Source organism: Streptomyces sp. NPDC037421, from assembly GCF_055602105.1.
In genome coordinates, this window is record NZ_JBVJWV010000002.1 from 310,110 (window position 1) to 327,412 (window position 17,303).

Sequence of the window (17,303 nt, forward strand, 5' to 3'; positions counted from 1 at the left end):
CCATGGCGTCATGCGGTGACCGACGAGGTCGATCGCATTTCCCAGCCGTATCGACTTCGGATTTCCAGCTGTACTGACCACGAGCGTTGTTGACGCTCGGCAGGTCTCGAACAGACGCAGAAGAACGAGCCGACCCGCCGGCATCGCCAACCGGCACGCGGCCCACGGCCCTCTCCGGGGACCCAGGAGACGGCGCCGTAACAGCACGGCCGAAGAGCCGACCGGCACGGTGCACCCGCCGGTCGGCTCCGTCGTGCTCCTCGACGACCCCGGGGACGACTCCGGTAACGACTCCGTCGTTCGGCCCATCAAGGGCACCGGCCGCAACGCCGAAGACGACCAAGCGGAGTCGCCCCACCCTCGCGTTCCGGTACGCCTCCGTGCCCCGGGCCGCCCCGATGACGGCGGTCCTGTGCCCCAGCCGACAGGCCCGGAGGAGATCCCGGATGCGCGTCTTCCTGCCCCTCACCGCCGTCACCACCGCCGCGCTCCTGCTCGTCACGGTCACCGGCGCGACTCCCGCCGCGGCAGACCGGAACCCCGACGGCACACCACTGGTCAAGGTGTCCCACGGCGACCCGTACGCGAAGTGCACCATCGGAGCGAGATCCCCCGACAGCATCGTCTACCCGGCCACCGAGGTCGAGCCGTACCTGTCCGTCGATCCGCGCGACCCCAAGCGCGTGGTCACCGTGTTCCAGCAGGACCGCTGGAACGACGGCGGTGCCCGCGGCCTGGTGGCCGGCTGGACCACGGACGGCCACACCTTCCACCGGAGCACGCTGCCGTTCAGCCTCTGCGCCCCGGGCGGAGCGGACTTCGAACGGGCCACCGACCCCTGGGTGAGCACCGGACCGGACGGCACCGTCTACGCGAGCGGCGAGGGCGTCGACTTCACCAAGAGCACGCGCACCGGCCTCCTGACCGTCACCTCCCGCGACGGCGGCCGCACTTGGCAGAACCTCACCACCACGCACGTCGACGAGCAGCCGTTCTTCAACGACAAGCCCTCACTCACCGCCGACCCGGTCCGCAAGGGCACCGCCTACCAGGTATGGAACCGCCTCGACAACGACCCGCCCGGCCCCGGTTCCCTCGACGGTCCCGGCTACATCTCCCTCACCCGCGACGGCGGCCGCACGTGGAGCGAGGCCCGGCCGTTCGTCGACACCAGCACGGTGCCCAACACCCAGACCATCGGTCATCTGATCGTCGTCGACCGGCACACCGGCACCCTGTACGACTTCTTCGACCGGATCACCTACTCCGACGACCTGAGCACCGTCGTCGAAGCCCGCTACGAAATGGTCACCTCGACCGACGCCGGAGAGACCTGGAGCGCCCCGGTCACCGTGGCCAAGGACACCTCCGTACCGGAGGTCGACCCGAACGACCCCACCAAGCTGCTGCGCGCCGCGTCCACCCTGCCCAGCCCGGCCGTCGACCCGAAGACGGGCACCCTCTACATGGCGTACGAGGGCTCGGACTTCTCCGGCGGCGGGTTCGACTCCGTCCAGCTGGTGCGCTCCACCGACGGAGGACGCACCTGGGGAGCCCCGGAGCTGATCAGCCCGAAGGGCGTGCCGGCCTTCTCTCCGTCGATCGCGGTCGACGAGCGGGGCACGGTCGCACTCACCTACTACGACCTGCGCTTCCTCAAGCCGGGCGACACCACCACCCTGCCCACCGCCTACCAGCTGGCCACCCTGCCGCACGGGGACCCGAGGCGCCGGACCGAGCGACGCATCTCGCGGATCTTCGACTGGCTGCAGGCACCGTTCGCCGGGGGCTACTTCCTCGGCGACTACCAGGGCCTGGTGGCGGACGACAAGGGAGTACGGGCGGTGCTCACCGAGACCCACTCCGACGCACCACAGAACCGTACGGACGTGTACACCGGCAGTTTCCGCACCCGCTGACCACCGACTTGCCGATCTCGTGTCTCCGGTTGCCGGCGCTACCCGGCATCAGTGCGGGTGGCAGACGCTGCCCAGTGCCGGCTGCCGATCCCGGTCACAGCCCGGGCCAGGAAGTGGCCGGTGGCGGCGAGAGCGTCCCGGAGCAGGGCGACGCCGGTTCCGCGGGCACCGCGACCGCCGTCCGCCGTGCCGGGTCCGGCACTTCCCAGGACGATCAGTCCCTCGATCCCCGTGAGGTCCGCGGGCGGCGGCTCGTCGGCCCACAGCCGGATCGTACGACTGCTCAGTCCCGCCGTGGTGGCCGCGCCGTCGATGGCTGATGCCAGGTCACCCTGGAATCAAGCGGCATCCACGCAAGGATGCCCGCTTCGTCGGCGCATATGCGAGGTGCGTTCCAATGGGTGAGACCGTCCCGGAGTGAACGTGCCGCGGCTACGATCCGCAACCCGGAAGGGCCTGCTCGGCTGGCGTATGCGATGTGCCTGCGCAAGGGGGCGAACAGCCTGCCCTAGTGTCGGAGAAAGCCCGGGCCGCAGCAGGCCGACGGGGTCAGGACGATTCCTCTGTGAGGCGTTTTCCCATGAGCATGAGCATCCGCAACCAGATCCCCGGCACGGTCACGGCTGTCGCCACAGGTGAGGCGATGGCCACGGTGCGGGTACGCCTGGCGGGCGGTCAGGACATCACCGCCGCGATCACCGCCGACGCCGTCAAGGACCTCGGCCTCGCCGAGGGCTCCGCGGTGAAGGCGCTCGTGAAGGCCACCGAAGTGGCCCTCGCCACCGCCCCGGTGGAGAACATCTCGATCCGCAACCAGCTCGCGGGCACCGTCACGGAGGTCGCGACCGGCGGCGCCATGGGATCCGTCAAGGTCACCGTCGGCGGCGGTGAACTCACCGCCGCCATCACCAGGGACGCCGTCGACGCGCTCGGTCTGGCCGCCGGCAGCTCCGTCGTCGCGCTGATCAAGTCCACCGAGATCTCGCTCGCCGCCGCCTGATCAGCCCTCGGGCCGGCCTTGACCGGCGCTGACGTCCTGAGCCGTGTCCTTCTTGGAGCCGGCGACACCACGTCGGCAGCCGGTAGCTCCCGTCAGACCAGCTCGGGCGCCGGTTCGCGCCGCTGGGCCGGCACCCGGGCCGGCCCCGGCTGCCGGTCCCACAGCCTGGTGGTCCGTACGTAGCCGTAGACGACCGAGGCCGTGGCCAGGACGACCAGGGGCCCGAACACCCAGGGGTGTCCGGCCATCTCCACCGACAGGTAGCGGTACGACACCAGGAGCGCGGTGAACACCGCGGTGCCGTGGCCGACGAGCAGGGTCGCCCGCCGGTCCCAGCCCCGGGCGAGCGCGCGCAGCGCCGCCTCGATCGTGAGGGTGAACACCACGCCGGAGACGATGTCCGCCCCGTAGTGGTAGCCGAAGCCGAGCGTCGCCCCGAGCGTGGCGACCAGCCAGAACGCGCCGAGGAAGCGCAGGGCCCAGGGTCCCTTGCGGGAGTGGATGAAGATCGCGGTGGCCCAGGCCGTGTGCAGGCTGGGCATGCAGTTGCGCGGGGTGAACTCGTCGAAGGGCATCGGCTGCGGGATGCCGAGGGGCGGCGCGGTGTGCGGCCACAGGTTGGCCACCGCCCACTGCCCGCCGTCGACGCCGTAGGCGAGGATCGGCCCGACCACCGGGAAGACCATGTAGATGCCCGGCCCGAGCAGGCCGACGACCAGGAAGGTGCGCACCAGGTGGTGGGCCGGGAAGCGGCGCTCGGACGCCACGTTGCGCAGCTGGTACAGGGCGACGAGGACCGCGCCCACCGCGAGCTGGATGTAGACCCATTCGAGGACGTGGTGGCCGATCGGGCCGGTGGCCTCCACGATCCGGCCCGCCACCCACGAGGGGTTGCCCAGTGCGCGGTCGGCGGCGGCCACGTACTCGTCGAGCACCATCGGGCGGGTCTTCGACGTGATCATCAGCCAGGTGTAGCCGGTCTTGCGGCCGGCGACCAGCAGCAGGGCCAGGCCGACGCCCTTCAGGAGCAGGGCGCGCTCCGCTCCGGTGCGGCGCACGACGGCGAAGACGGCACAGCCCAGGGTCACCCACAGGGCGCCGCTGCCGGCCATGTTCTCGGCGCCGGCCGCCGACCGTACGAGCCAGAGGACCAGGTCGATGCCGATCGCGGCGCCGAGCGCGATGAACCGCTGCCGCCAGGTGAGCACGACCATCATCAGCGCCATGCTCGCGTACAGCACCGTCCCCGACCGGGGGGCGAAGACCACCTCCCGCGCCTGGCTGACGATCGGCCCCGCCACGCCGTAGTGGCGCGCGGCGATCTCCAGGGCGACGAGGAACCCGAGGCCCGTCACGCTCACAGCGGCCCACAGGAGGACGCGTGGCCGGCGCCAGTTCCAGGACGCGATTGCGCTGTTCGTGCGCGGAAGCGCTCGTGGTTCCTCAGGTATCAATTTTCAGCCGATGTTCATATTTCAACAGGTCGGTGTTGGCTCGAACATGTTAGCTGAGGGGGTCGCGTCGACCGGAAGGGTGCGGACCGCTGCCCTCAGCCCAGGCAGTCGGCCACCAGGCGGCGTGCGTACGCTCCGTCCAGGGCGCCCGGCCGGAAGAGGACGCGGTACACGACGGGCGCCACGACGGCGTCGAGGACCCGCTCGACGCCGGGGGCCGCTTCGCCCCGGGCGGCCGCCCTGCCCAGGATGACGCCGACCGCCTCGGCCGCGTACGCCGAGCACTGGCTCGCGTTGCGGCCCTCCGGGTCGCCGACGAGGGCGTCGCGGACGTAGGCGCGGCCGACCTCCGACGCCATCTCCTCGACGAACTGCTCGGCCCAGGCGCTCAGGTCGGACGCCAGGTCCCCCAGGTCCGCGGGATCGCCCTCGGGCCGCAGGTGCGCGACGGCGACGTCGGAGAGGAGGGCCTGGAGGTCGCCCCAGCGGCGGTAGACCGTCGACGGGGTCACCCCGGCACGTGCCGCGATCAGCGGGACGGTGAGCGCGTCGCGGCCCGACTCGGCTTCGAGCTCCTGGACGGCGGCGTGCACCGCCCGCTGGACTCGGGCACTGCGCCCCCCGGGGCGCACCATGGGTCTGGGCATGATCGTCACCTTAGTGCGAAGCCGGGGCGCGGGTTCCTCAGGCTGCCGGCGCGAGGCCGCGCGGGGGTTCGGCACGCTCGAAGGCGTGCCCGGTGCGCAGGAGGACCGCCTCGCCCAGCGGGCGGGCCATGAGCTGCATGCCGATCGGCAGCCCCGCCCGGTCGTGGCCCACCGGCACGGTGAGCGACGGAACCCCGGTGATGTTCGCCGGCGACGACAGGCGCACGTAGGCGTCCGGGACGGTCTCCACCGTGCCGTCGGCCCAGGTGACGGAGGACTGGTCCGCCCGTGCGGCGGTCATCGGCACGGTGGGGGCGGCGATCACGTCGACGGTGTCCAGCAGGTCCAGCCATGCCCGCCGCATCAGGGTGCGGGCCCGCTGGGCCCGCAGGTGGTCGCCCGCGGACAGGAGCTCGCCGGCCTCCAGGAGGACGCGCACGTCCGGCCCGTAGAGCTCGGGCGCGGTGCGCAGGGTCCGCTCGTGGTAGGCGGTCGCCTCGGGCACCATCAGGCCCCAGTGCGTCGCCTGGACGTAGCGGGTCATCGGGATCCCGACGCCGACGAGTTCCGCGCCCAGGGACTCCAGGCGGCCGATGGCCAGCCGGACCGCCGACTCGACCTCGGGGTCGACGTGGTCGAAGTAGTAGTTGACCGGCACGCCGACGCGCAGCCCGGCCAGGCGTTCGGCGGACCCCGGCCGGTAGTCGGCGGCCGGCACGGACAGGCTCGCGGGGTCGCGGCGGTCGTGCCCGGCGAGGGCCGTCAGCACGTGCGCCGCGTCCTCCACCGTCCTGGTGATGGGCCCGACGTGGTCCAGGGACCACGACAGGGCCGTCACGCCGTGTCGGGGGACCAGGCCGTAGGTGGGTTTGAGGCCGACCACTCCGTTGAGGGCCGCCGGCACCCGGATCGACCCGCCCGTGTCGGTTCCCAGCGCGAACGTCGCCGCCCCGGCCGCCACGGCCACGGCCGAGCCGCCGCTGGACCCGCCCGCGATCCGCTCCGCGTCCCAGGCGTTCCTCGTCCGGGGCGTGGTCAGGCCGTAGGCGAACTCGTGGGTGTGCGTCTGGCCCACCAGCACCGCACCCGCCGCGCCCAGCCGGGCGGAGACCGTGCTGTCGGCCTCCGCCAGGTGGCCGGCGCGTACCCGCGAGCCGGCGGTGTTCGGTACGCCGGCCGTGTCGATCAGGTCCTTGAGGCCCATCGGGATCCCCTGCAGCGGGCCCGTACGCCGGCCCGCCGCGATGTCCAGTCCGGCCCGGCGGGCGGCCCGCCGCGCACGGTCGGCCGTCACCGTCGCGTAGGCCCCCAGGCGCGGCTGCGTCCGCTCGATCCGCTCCAGTACGGAGTCCACCAGCTCGGCGGGGGACAGGCGCCGGGCCCGCAGCTCGCGGGCGGCGGCGGTCAGCGTGAGCTCATACGGAAGCATCGCGGTCGTCCTCCCCGGCACGGTAGGCGGCGGCCGGAGGCGTGTCGCCGAAGTCGAGCTCCCGCAGGACGGAGACGACGGAGCGTATGTGCTCGGCGATCGCCGCCACGCTCGCGTGGCGGTCATCGGGCAGCGGCAGCCCGGCGAGGGCGGCCCACCGGGCCGCCTCCGAGGGCGTGAGTTCGGGAGCGGGCACGGGGTTCTCTCCTCGTCGGACCGGCGCGGCACGGCGGAGGGCTGTTCCACCGCGACTCGCGAACCGCAAAAGCCAACCGTTTGCGTTAGTCGACCATAGGGGTTGCGGGCCCTTAAAGCAAAGCAATTGCCTTAAGGGGGAGCCTGATTCGGGATCCGGGATCGCCGGGCCGCCGTTTCCGTGCTGAGCTGGAGGGGTCCTCGGGCAACCGTTCCCCCGGGAGGCGCACCATGTCGCACCGCCGCCCCGCCGCCCCGGCGCCGGCCCGGCCCGGAGTCCTGCTGCCCCGGCGCGAGCTGGCGGCGGGCTGGACGCTGATGGTGCTGATCGCCGTACTCGCCTGGGCGGTCACCGTCGGCCAGTCCCGGCGGATGGCGATGGAGCCCGGCACCATGGGCCTGGCGCCACCGCTCTTCCTGGCGCTGTGGGTGGTCATGATGGCGGCGATGATGCTGCCCTCGGTGGCGCCCGTGGCCATCACCTGGGTCCGCGGGATCGGCCGCCACTCGGCGGGCCCCGCCCGGGTGCTGCGCATCGCCGGATTCGTGAGCGGGTACCTGCTGGCCTGGACCGCCTTCGGGCTGCTGGTCTACGGGGTGCTGACGGTGACCGGACACCTGGTCGAGGGCAGCCCCGGCGCGGCGCGCTGGATCGGCGCGGGGGCCTTCCTCCTCGCGGGGCTCCAGCAGTTCGGTCCGCTGAAGCGGGTCTGCCTGCGGCACTGCCGCAACCCGATGTTCCAACTCGCCCGGTACTCGCGCTACCGGCCGTGGGCCAAGGACCTGCGGGTCGGCGCCCACCACGGCCTGTACTGCGTCGGCTGCTGCTGGGGCCTGATGATCGTGCTGGTCCCGCTCGGAGTGATGAACGTCGCCGCGATGGCGGCCGTGGCCGTGGTGATCTTCCTGGAGAAGCTCTGGCGCCGGGGCCCCTGGCTGGCCCGGGCCGTCGGCATCGCCTTCCTCGTCCTCGCGGCCCTCGCCCCCTTCCAGGACTGGCTGCTCCCGGGCCTGCGGGACGCGCCGATGGGGGACATGGACCCGATGGGGGACATGGGCCCGGCGGGGTGAGCGCCGCCCCGGGGGTGACCGCTTTCGCCGGCGCGGCGGGGGGAGGAGAATCGAGCTGATGACCCGCGCCGCCGAACGCCCCCGGCGATGCCCGCCGGGGCAGTACCGGCCATGTTGCGTCCCGCCGCGCGGCGCGGGTTCACGTGGAGGCGATGAGATGTCCGAGACCACAGCCACCGTCCCGGCATGGCACGCGGCCGGGGACTGGTTCGACACGTGCAGGTGCGATGTTCCCTGCCCCTGCTCCTTCGCCCAGCGGCCCACCTACGGCGAATGCGACGGGGTCCTCGCCTGGCACATACGCGAGGGCGGCTACGGCGAGGTGGTGCTGGACGGCCTGAACGTCCTGATGCTCGCTTCCTTCGTCGGGAACGTGTGGGCGGAGCACAGCGACACCTACGCGGCGGTCTTCCTCGACGAGCGCGCCGACGACGCCCAGCGCCAGGCGCTACAGATGATCTTCGGGGGACAGGCGGGCGGCTGGCCGGCCGAGATGGTGGCCATGATGAACGGGGAGATGCGGGGCATGGACTTCGCCCCCATCCACATCGAGGTCGACGAGGACCTCGGCGGCTGGCGGGCCACCGTCCCCGGCCGGGTCGAGTCCAGCGCGGTGGCCCTCACCGGCCCCACGACCCCGGAGGGCGCGAGGGTCCAGTCGACGAACCTGCCCGGCTCCGAGACCGGGCCGGGGCAGGTCGCCACCTGGGGCCGCTCGACCGCGGACCGCGCCGACGCCTTCGGCTTCCACTGGAGCAGGGAAGGCCAGTCCAGCAAGCACATCACCTTCGACTGGACCGGACCCGACGGACAGGCCTGACCCCTGACGGGCCGCTGACACCCGCCCGCGCCGGGAGCGCCGGGCCCGCCGCGGGGCGGTCTGTGCCGCTATGCCCGTAATCAGGCCCGCTGCGCAAAGGTGAAACGCACGCTTATGAAGCCGCGCGGGGCCGCTGGAGGCCGAAAAACCACCCCTCCGTGGGACAGGATTCAGGTGCAGGAGCTGACGCCCTCCCAGCCGTAACACCCCGACTGACCAGGGGTTTCGGCGTAACTCTCCCTACCCGCAGCGGGCTTCGCGCTGCCCTGGCGCGGGCGGGGGAGAAGGGGACGGGCGGGCCCGAATCCGACCTTCCAGGAGACCTGACGTGTCCACCACCGCACCCGAAGCCTTCCTCGCCGACACCCACACCGGCCTGCCGATCCCGGCGGACCCGGTGTTCGCCTCCGCCGACGACGAGCGCCGCCACCGCAAGCAGCGACTGGCCGCCGCCATGCGGCTGTTCGGCAAGGCGGGCTACGCCGAGGGGATCTCCGGCCACATCTCGGTCCGCGACCCCGAGGACCTGGACACCTTCTGGGTCAACCCGTTCGGCGTCTCCTTCAACCGCGTCCGCGTGGCCGACCTGATCCGCGTCGACGCCAGCGGCCGTGTCGTCGACGGCACCGGCAAGGTCAACCCGAGCGCCTTCACCATCCACTCCAAGATCCACGAGCGCCCCGAGGCCAACGCCATCGCGCACGGCCACACCGTCCACGCCCGCGCCCTCGGCGCCCTGGAACGCCTCCTGGAGCCCTACGACCAGGAATCCGCCGCCTTCTACCAGGACCAGGTGCTGTACGGGGACTACGACGGCCCGGCCATCAAGATCGAGCACGGCCAGGACATCGCCGACCGCCTCGGCGCCAAGCGCGCCATGCTGCTGCGCCACCACGGCCTGATCACCGTGGGCGGCTCCCTGGAGGAGGCCGTCCACTGGTTCTTCACCTACGAGAGCTGCGCCCAGGTCCAGCTGCTGGCCCTCGCCGCCGGGCGGCCCGTCCCGATGTCCCACGACCAGGCCCTGCTGGCCCGGGACGGCTTCGGCGACGAACAGCTCGGCCGCTACAGCTTCCAGATCATGTGGGACGAGATCACGGCCGAACAGCCGGACCTGCTCGACGAGTAAGCCCCGCGCGCCCCCACGCCCCCGGCCGCACCGGATCCCAGGAAGCAATCATGAGCTCAACTGCCTCACCGCGCGCTGAAGCGCGCACCATCCTCGTCATCGTCGCGATCGTGCAGTTCGTGATCGGCGGCTGGTTCTCCTGGTCGGCGTCCCACGCCGCGCCCCGGGACCTGCCCGTGCTCGTCGTCTCCGCCCCCGGCGCCCCCCGGAGCGCCGAACAGCTCGCCGACCGGCTGCGCGAGGCCGCCCCCGGCGCCTACGCGATCGAGACCGCCGCCGGAGTGGAGGAGGCCGACGCCGCCCTGCGCGACCGCAAGGCGTACGGGGCCCTCCTGCCCACCGCCGGCGGGCTCGAACTGCGCCTGGCCTCCGCCGCCTCGCCCACCGTCGCCCAGACGCTGACCGGGCAGGCGCAGGAGCTCGCCGGCGGCCCGGTGCCCGTCACCGACGTGGTGCCCGCCGACGCCGACGACCCGCACGGAGCCGGCCTGTCCACGGGCTTCCTGCCCCTGCTGATCACCGCCGTGATCGCCGCCCTGCTCTTCGTCCTCAAGGTCCGCGCCGCCGGCGCCAAGTTCCTCGGCGTCATCGGCTTCGCCGTCGCCTCCGGACTCCTCAGCTCCCTCATGCTGACGCACCTCAGCGGGGTGGCACCCGGCAACTACTTCGTCAACGCCGGGATCGTGGCCCTGCTGGAGCTGGCCATGGTCTCCGTGATCACCGGGCTCGGCTCGCTGATCGGCCCGCCCGGCATAGCCGTCGGCGCCGTCCTGATGTTCGTCATCGGCAACCCGCTCTCCGGCCTGGCCTCGGCCCCCGAGATGCTGCCCCAGCCGCTCGGCGCCATCGGCCAGTTCCTCCCGGCCGGCGCCGCCGCGACCCTGCTGCGCACCGCGGGCCCCTTCGACGGCGCCGGCGCGGCCGGCCCGGTCCTGGTGCTCGCCGTCTGGGCGCTGATCGGCCTCGGCCTGCTCTACGCGAGCTCCCGCCGCCGTCCCGCCGCCGCCCCCACGGCCGCCTCCGCCGAGCCGCAGCCCGCCGCCGCGCACTGACGGGGCCGGCGCCTCCCGCCGATTCCTCTCCACGAAAGGCTGACCATGACCACCGACACGAACGACCGCCCGCCGACGCGCATCGGCCTGGTCGGCGGAGGGGCCGCGGCCGTCTGCCTGCTGGACCGGCTCTCCCGCACCCAGGGCCGGGGCCGGGGCTCGGTCACCGTCTTCGAACCCTCGGGGAACCTGTGGCGCGGCCGCGCCTACCAGCACGACGCCGACGCCGTCCTCGCCAACATCATCCCGGCGGAGATGAGCGCCCGGACCGGCGCCCCAGACGACTTCCTCGATTGGCTGCGTGACGCCGAACTCCCCTACGGACAGGGCGACTACGCCGCCGACGGGTACTTCCCGCCGCGCCGGGTGTTCGGCAGCTACCTGGAGCGCACCGCCGAGAACGCCGTCGGCGAACTCTCCCTCGGCGGCTGGCCCGTCGACATCGTCCGCGACGCCGTCGTCGCCGCCCGCGAGGCGGGGGAGGAGGTGGTGCTGACCACCCGCGACGGCCGTACGCACACCTTCGACTACGTGATCTGCGCGGTCGGCGCCGGCCGGCCCGCCGACCACTACGAACTCACCGGGAACGCCGGCTACTTCGGCGACCCGTACCCGCTGCGCGACACGGTCGCCGCGATCCCCGCGGACGCGGACGTCACCGTCCTCGGCACCGGCCTCGCGGCGGTGGACACCGTGGTCTCCCTCGCCGCCCGCGGTCACCGCGGCCGGATCACCATGGCCTCCCGCAACGGCGCCCTCCCGGCCGTGCGGCAGCGGCCCGTCTTCCCCGAGATCAGGCACTTCACCCCCGCCGCCCTGCACGCCCGCGCCGCCGCGGGCCGCGACGGCCGGCTCGCGCTGGACGACGTACTGGAGCTGCTGGAGCGGGAGTTGGCCGAGCACGGCGCCGACCCCTCGGCGGTGGTCGCCGAACTGACTTCCCTGGGCGGGGAATCCCCCCTGGAGCGGCTGCGCCGCCAGTACGACCGCATCGACGAGGCCGACACCGGCATGCGGGTCATGCAGCACGCCGTCCCCGAGAGCGGCCCCGACGCCTGGACCCTGCTGCGCACCGCCGACCAGGACTTCATCCGGGAGCACCACTACCGGGCCGTGATGAGCCTGTGCTGCCCGATGCCCCCGGCCAACGCCCGCAAGCTGCTGGAGCTGCACGAGGCGGGCGGGCTGCGCGTCCTGCGCGGCCTGTGGAACGTCAAGCCCCTGGCGGGGGCCGGGTTCCACATCGCGGCCGACGGAGGGGAGTACGAGAGCGACGTCGTCGTCAACGCCGTCAGCGCGCCCTCCCACCGGGTCCCCGCCCAGGCCCGCCCGTTCGTCGACTCCCTCGTCGAGGACGGCATCGGCGAGTACCACCCCTACGGCGGCCTGCACATCGAACCGTCCACCAGCCGGGCCGTGGGCGGCGGCCGGGCCCACCGCCGGATGCACGCGATCGGCGACATGGGCGCCGGGACGCTCTTCTTCACCTCCGGCATGCCCTCCGTCCTCGAACGGGCCGACGACATAGTCCGGGCGGTCGTCCAGGACATCACCGCCCCGGCCACCGCACCCCAGGAGCAGTCCGCGTGAACACGATCACCCGCCGGGACATGATGAGGGCCGCCCTGACCACGGCCGTCGTCGTCGGCACCAGCGCCGCCGTCGCCCCGATCGTCCTGGCCGACCCCGCCCGCCCCGAGGCCCCCGCCGGGACCGGAACCGCCTCCGCCGGGCAGGGCCCGCTCCCGGGCGGCTTCGACGAGGTCTACCGGGGCCGGCGCATCCAGGGAGGCCCCGTGGCCGTGCGCTACGCCTCCGCCCGGGGCGCCGCCGCCCCGGCCTCCGGGCCCGGCATCGAGATCAGCATCGACGGCCGCCCGCTGCACGTCATGCGCCGCGCCGACGGCAGCTACCTGAGCCTGGTCAACCACTACCAGTCCTTCCCCACGCCGCTGGAGGTGGCGCGGGCGGCCGTCGACGAGATCGGCACCGCCCAGCTCTCGACGGCCCGGCTGCACCACCACTGACCTCCTACAGGGCGTCGAAAAGGCGTCGACAAGGCGTCGACAAGGCGTCGACAAGGCTTCGACACGGCGCCGACAAGGCTTCGACAGAGCGAGGAACAAGCACACGTGTACACGCGCAAGAACCAGAAGGACCTGGACGCCGGCGAGCGCGCGAGGTTCGTGGCGGCCCTCCTGGAGGTCAAACGACGCGGCGTCTACGACGAGTTCGTCCGGCTGCACGGCCAGTACTTCGTCTCCGACGGCGAGGGCGGGCAGCGGGTGGGGCACATGTCCCCCTCCTTCTTCCCCTGGCACCGCCAGTACCTGCTGGAGTTCGAACGCGCCCTCCAGCAGGTCGACCCGAAGGTGACCCTGCCCTACTGGGACTGGACCACCGACCAGTCGCCCACGGCCGGCCCGTGGACCGACGACTTCCTCGGCGGGAACGGCCGCCCCGGCGACCACCGGGTGATGACCGGCCCGTTCGCCTTCGACCGGGGCGACTGGCCGGTGAACGTGGGCGTCACCGAGGAGAAGCACCTCATGCGCGACTTCGGCCGCCCCGCCGACCCGGTCGCCCTCCCCACGCCCGCCGAACTGGCCCGGGCCGTCGACGACCCGGTGTACGACTCCGCCCCCTGGGACTCCACCTCCACCACCGCGGGCTTCCGCAACAAGGTCGAGGGCTGGACCGTCGGGGAGAAGGAGGGCTGGCACAACCACAACCGGGTCCACCTGTGGGTCGGCGGCCAGATGACCGGCGGGACCTCGCCCAACGACCCGGTCTTCTGGCTCCACCACACCTTCATCGACCTCATCTGGGCCCGCTGGCAGCGCAAGCACCCCGGCTCGGTCTACGAGCCGAGCCGGCCCCTGCCCGCCTCCGACCCCCAGCACGGCCGCGTCATCAGCCTCGACGAGCCGATGTCCCCGTGGCAGGTGCGGCCCTCGGAGCTGCTCGACCACACCCGCTTCTACCAGTACGCGCAGTGACGCGCCCCGCGCGCCCGCTGCCCACACCCCGTCACCACCACCGAGAAGGAACCGCCATGCGCCTGCGCACCACCGTCCCGGCCCTCGCCGCCGCCCTGATCGCCCTCGCCGCCGCCCCCTCCGCCCAGGCGGCGGCCCCGGCCCCGGCTCCCGCCCCGGCCGCCACCTCCGTCGCCGCCGTCCCCGCGTTCGCGGGCCACACGTACGTCCTCACGCTCGACAACGGCGCCGTCCTGCGCAACTCCTACTCCGCCGACGGCACCACCCTCGACTGGACCGCCCTGGAAGGCCCGATGGCCGGCCGCGGCGGCCAGGAGCGGCTCTCCGTCCGCGCGGTGGGCGAGGGCCTCTACTTCGTCAACTGGGTCGAGGCCTCCGGCATGACCGTCAGCCACGTCATGGACCTCGGCCACGGCACCGTCAGCATCTACTGGACGTACGCCACCCCCGACGGCGGCCGCGCCGGCGAGCTGCACACCGCGACGCTCCAGCGCGTCTCTTCTTGACCTGCACGGTGACGCGGGGCCGGCGCCACGGACGCCGGCCCCGCCCACCTCTGTTTACGGGGGAACCGCACATGCCCGCTCCACTCACCCAGACACCACGAACGCCCGCGGCGCCCGCCCCGGCCGACGGGGAACTCGCGGGCGCCCTGCGCCCCCGCCACCTGACCATGCTGGCCCTCGGGGGCGTCATCGGAGCCGGGCTGTTCGTCGGCTCCGGGACCGGCCTGCGGATCGCGGGCCCGGCCATCATCCTGTCGTACGCGCTCGCCGCCGCCCTGGCCCTGCTGGTGATGCGGATGCTCGGCGAGATGGCCGCGGCCATGCCGGCCAGCGGCTCGTTCTCCGTCTACGCCGACCGGGCCCTCGGCCGGTGGGCCGGCTTCACCGCGGGCTGGCTGTACTGGGCGGTGACCGTCATCGCGATCGCCATCGAGCTGATCGCCGCCGCGACGATCCTGCACCAGTGGATGCCGGCCGTACCGCAGTGGGCGATCGCCCTCGTGGCACTGGCCGTCTTCACCCAGTCCAACATGCTCTCGGTCTCCTCCTTCGGGGAGGCCGAGTTCTGGTTCGCGGGCATCAAGGTCGCCGCCATCATCGCCTTCCTCGCCCTCGGCGTCGCCGCCCTGTGCGGGGCCGTGCCCGGGGTCGATCCGCCCGGCATGGACAACCTGACCGGCCGCGGCGGCTTCCTCCCGCAGGGCTGGGACAGCGTCGTCGCCGGCCTGCTGACGGTGGTCTTCGCCTTCGGCGGCATGGAGGTCGTCACCATGGCCGCCGCCGAGTCCGGCGACCCCGCCCGCTCCGTCACCAAGGCGGTGAGCAGCGCGATCTGGCGGATCAGCCTCTTCTACCTCGGCTCCATGGCCGTGATCGTCACCCTGCTGCCCTGGGACGCGGCCACACCCGGCCGCAGCCCGTACGTGGCCGTCCTCGACCGGCTCGGGATCCCGGGCGCCGGGCGGCTGATCGAGGTCGTCGTGCTCATCGCCCTGCTCTCCGCGATGAACGCCAACCTGTACGGCGCCTCCCGCATGGCCCACTCGCTCGCCGCGCGCGGCGAGGCCCCCGAGGTCCTGCTGCGCACCTCCGCCCGGGGAGCGCCGCGCCTGGCCGTCGCGGCGTCGGCGGCCTTCGGCTTCGTCGCGATCGCCCTCGACCACCGCTGGCCGGAGCGGATCCTGCCGTTCCTGGCGAAGGCCATGGGCGGCTCGATGCTGTACATGTGGCTGACCGTCGCGGCCGCCCATCTGGTGCTGCGCCGCCGGCTGGAGCGGGAGTCCCCGCACCTGCTGGTGGTGCGGATGCGAGGCTTCCCGTACCTGTCCTGGGTCGCGGCGGCCGGGATCGTGGCCGTGCTGGTGCTGATGGCCTTCGACCCCGGTGCGCGCGGCCAGCTGGGCTGGTCGACGCTGCTGGTCCTGGTGCTGCTGGCGGCGGCCGGCGTACGGGCGCTGCGCGCGCGCCGGAGCCCGGGCTGATGCACGGCGAGCCCGGCCGGGGAGGTTCCCGGCCGGGCGTTCAGGTGCTCGAAGGGGCGGTGGTCAGGCCGACAGCGGGCCGCAGTCCGTCTCGGTGTGCTCGTCCATGGGCAGCAGCCCGCTGGTGGCGATGAGGTAGCCGAGCTGGGCCCGGCTGCGGCTCCGCAGGGTGGCGGCGATCCGGCTCACGTGGGCGGCGACGGTCCGCCGGCTGGTGCCGAGCCGGCGGGCGATGGCCTCGTCCGTGTAGCCGGCCACCAGCAGGCGCATCACGGCCCGCTGGATCTCGTCGGCGATGTCGGGCTCCACGGTGCGCGAGGTACCGGGGTCGATGGTGGACCCCCGCTCCCAGGCCTCCTCGAAGACCTGCACGAGGAAGGAGACGATGGAGGGCTGCCTGATCTCCAGCACCGAGGTCCGGGCCTCGCCGGGGCCCGGGACGTAGGCGACGGCCCGGTCGATGACGATGAGGCGGTCGAAGACGTGGTCGAGGGTGCGGACCTCGCAGCCGGCCTCGGTGAGCCGCTCGATGTGGCGCAGCGTGGCCGCGTGGGTCCGGGCCGCGTGCGGGTAGAGGGTGCGGTGCCGGGCGGTACCGCGGACGTGGTCGAGCTCGTCCAGGTCGTAGGAGACGCGCGAGCCGCCGGGCTGCACCGTCATCAGCTCCTCCCGGCACTCGCGGACCGCGTGCGCCAGCGTGGAGTGGACGACCTTCTCCCCGTCGATCGCGGTGGCCCAGCCGGTGTGTTCGCGCTTGGCGGCGGTGTAGATGGCGGCCACCGGTACGAAGCTGCCGGCGATGGCGTGCGCGTCCAGCCGCTGCCGCTCCAGCGACTGCTCGATGGGCCGGACCAGTTCGGCCTTGGCCACGTCCGGTGCCACGGGCACGAGGACGGTCGGGTCGTCCGGCGGAGCGACGAGCAGCCCCATCCGCAGGAGACAGGCGGGTGCGCCCTCCCTGGGCGTACACCCCTTCACCACGGCCCGGCGGTAGACGGTCAGGCCCTCACCGCATACGCCGCCCCCCTTGTCTGCAGAGTCGTCACGTTCACAACATTCCCCCGGGTACTGCCTTGCATGATCCTGCATGGCCTAATTATGCACTTGGAAAAGTAGCCGGTATCGGTACGTAGGCTGCCAACATGGTGTCTTAACAAGGTATTGACCATGGAACCGGAGGTAACGGGCGCATGTCGAACGGATACGGGGTACTGGCGGACATCCTGGAGGAGTGGCGTGCGGCCTTCGACGGGCACCGCGTGGACGACGTCGTGGCCCTCTTCGCCGAGGACGCCCTCTTCCAGGGACTGTCCCCCCGGCTGCTGAACGGCCGCGCGGAGATACGGACCTACTACGAGAACGTCCCGCCCGGCACCACCGCCGCGGTGGAGGTCCTGCACTCCCGCCCCCTCGCGGCAGAGGCCCTCGCAGGGTTCGCCACCGTCACCTTCCGGACACCCGCCCCCGAGGACCCCGCCGGGACCCCGCTCCCCGTCCGCCTCTCGCTCATCGCCCAGCACACCGGAGCCGGCTGGCGGATCCGGCAGTACCACGTCTCACGGCTGAGCTGAGTCCCGCCGGGGTAGGTACCCCGGCGGGAG

General features: G+C 73.0%; 17 protein-coding genes. 12 read left to right on the plus strand and 5 right to left on the minus strand.

The window, feature by feature from the left end; translation table 11 throughout:
• The first annotated feature begins 446 nt into the window (after positions 1 to 446).
• Both ACZ7IF_RS04890 and ACZ7IF_RS04895 read left to right on the plus strand, forming a co-directional pair.
• Positions 447 to 1,919, plus strand: a complete 1,473-nt coding sequence (locus ACZ7IF_RS04890; RefSeq protein WP_470963087.1) for a sialidase family protein — start codon at positions 447 to 449, stop codon at positions 1,917 to 1,919.
• Positions 1,920 to 2,499: 580 nt separating this feature from the next.
• Complete coding sequence (locus ACZ7IF_RS04895; protein WP_470963090.1) at positions 2,500 to 2,919, plus strand: TOBE domain-containing protein; 420 nt, start codon at positions 2,500 to 2,502, stop codon at positions 2,917 to 2,919.
• Between the two features lie 92 nt (positions 2,920 to 3,011).
• On the opposite strand, the gene ACZ7IF_RS04900 is transcribed toward ACZ7IF_RS04895, so the two are convergent.
• The 4 genes from ACZ7IF_RS04900 to ACZ7IF_RS04915 form a co-directional block, all read right to left on the minus strand.
• A complete protein-coding gene (locus ACZ7IF_RS04900) occupies positions 3,012 to 4,373 on the minus strand; it encodes a phosphatase PAP2 family protein (RefSeq protein WP_470963093.1) in 1,362 nt (453 codons plus the stop codon).
• Between the two features lie 95 nt (positions 4,374 to 4,468).
• Complete coding sequence (locus ACZ7IF_RS04905) at positions 4,469 to 5,020, minus strand: TetR/AcrR family transcriptional regulator (protein WP_470963096.1); 552 nt, start codon at positions 5,018 to 5,020, stop codon at positions 4,469 to 4,471.
• Positions 5,021 to 5,057: 37 nt separating this feature from the next.
• Positions 5,058 to 6,449, minus strand: coding sequence for an amidase (locus tag ACZ7IF_RS04910; protein WP_470963099.1), 1,392 nt, complete (start codon positions 6,447 to 6,449; stop codon positions 5,058 to 5,060).
• Positions 6,436 to 6,645 (minus strand): hypothetical protein, encoded by a 210-nt coding sequence (locus ACZ7IF_RS04915; RefSeq protein WP_470963102.1) that lies wholly within the window; start codon positions 6,643 to 6,645, stop codon positions 6,436 to 6,438. The genes ACZ7IF_RS04910 and ACZ7IF_RS04915 overlap by 14 nt, the downstream gene beginning before the upstream one ends.
• Before the next feature lie 230 nt (positions 6,646 to 6,875).
• Between ACZ7IF_RS04915 and ACZ7IF_RS04920 the strand changes: the two genes are divergently transcribed.
• From ACZ7IF_RS04920 to ACZ7IF_RS04960, 9 genes are all read left to right on the plus strand, one after another.
• Positions 6,876 to 7,715 (plus strand): DUF2182 domain-containing protein, encoded by an 840-nt coding sequence (locus tag ACZ7IF_RS04920; RefSeq protein ID WP_470963105.1) that lies wholly within the window; start codon positions 6,876 to 6,878, stop codon positions 7,713 to 7,715.
• Positions 7,716 to 7,872: 157 nt separating this feature from the next.
• Positions 7,873 to 8,535, plus strand: coding sequence for a DUF1326 domain-containing protein (locus tag ACZ7IF_RS04925; RefSeq protein WP_470963108.1), 663 nt, complete (start codon positions 7,873 to 7,875; stop codon positions 8,533 to 8,535).
• Between the two features lie 328 nt (positions 8,536 to 8,863).
• Positions 8,864 to 9,664 (plus strand): class II aldolase/adducin family protein, encoded by an 801-nt coding sequence (locus ACZ7IF_RS04930; protein ID WP_470963111.1) that lies wholly within the window; start codon positions 8,864 to 8,866, stop codon positions 9,662 to 9,664.
• Positions 9,665 to 9,714: 50 nt separating this feature from the next.
• Positions 9,715 to 10,716 (plus strand): ABC transporter permease, encoded by a 1,002-nt coding sequence (locus tag ACZ7IF_RS04935; RefSeq protein WP_470963114.1) that lies wholly within the window; start codon positions 9,715 to 9,717, stop codon positions 10,714 to 10,716.
• Positions 10,717 to 10,761: 45 nt separating this feature from the next.
• Entirely contained in the window at positions 10,762 to 12,306 is a 1,545-nt protein-coding gene (locus ACZ7IF_RS04940) for an FAD/NAD(P)-binding protein (RefSeq protein WP_470963117.1), read from the plus strand.
• Positions 12,303 to 12,743, plus strand: coding sequence for a tyrosinase family oxidase copper chaperone (locus ACZ7IF_RS04945; protein WP_470963120.1), 441 nt, complete (start codon positions 12,303 to 12,305; stop codon positions 12,741 to 12,743). Before ACZ7IF_RS04940 ends, ACZ7IF_RS04945 begins: the two co-directional genes overlap by 4 nt.
• 105 nt (positions 12,744 to 12,848) lie before the next feature.
• Entirely contained in the window at positions 12,849 to 13,715 is an 867-nt protein-coding gene (locus ACZ7IF_RS04950) for a tyrosinase family protein (RefSeq protein WP_470963123.1), read from the plus strand.
• Between the two features lie 56 nt (positions 13,716 to 13,771).
• A complete protein-coding gene (locus tag ACZ7IF_RS04955; RefSeq protein WP_470963126.1) occupies positions 13,772 to 14,221 on the plus strand; it encodes a MoaF-related domain-containing protein in 450 nt (149 codons plus the stop codon).
• 71 nt (positions 14,222 to 14,292) lie between these two features.
• Positions 14,293 to 15,702: an amino acid permease gene (locus ACZ7IF_RS04960; RefSeq protein WP_470963129.1), complete on the plus strand. Its 1,410-nt coding sequence runs from the start codon at positions 14,293 to 14,295 to the stop codon at positions 15,700 to 15,702.
• 63 nt (positions 15,703 to 15,765) lie between these two features.
• On the opposite strand, the gene ACZ7IF_RS04965 is transcribed toward ACZ7IF_RS04960, so the two are convergent.
• Positions 15,766 to 16,632, minus strand: coding sequence for a helix-turn-helix transcriptional regulator (locus ACZ7IF_RS04965; RefSeq protein WP_470963132.1), 867 nt, complete (start codon positions 16,630 to 16,632; stop codon positions 15,766 to 15,768).
• A 260-nt stretch (positions 16,633 to 16,892) separates the two neighbouring features.
• Between ACZ7IF_RS04965 and ACZ7IF_RS04970 the strand changes: the two genes are divergently transcribed.
• Complete coding sequence (locus ACZ7IF_RS04970; protein WP_470963135.1) at positions 16,893 to 17,273, plus strand: SgcJ/EcaC family oxidoreductase; 381 nt, start codon at positions 16,893 to 16,895, stop codon at positions 17,271 to 17,273.
• Positions 17,274 to 17,303: the final 30 nt, after the last annotated feature.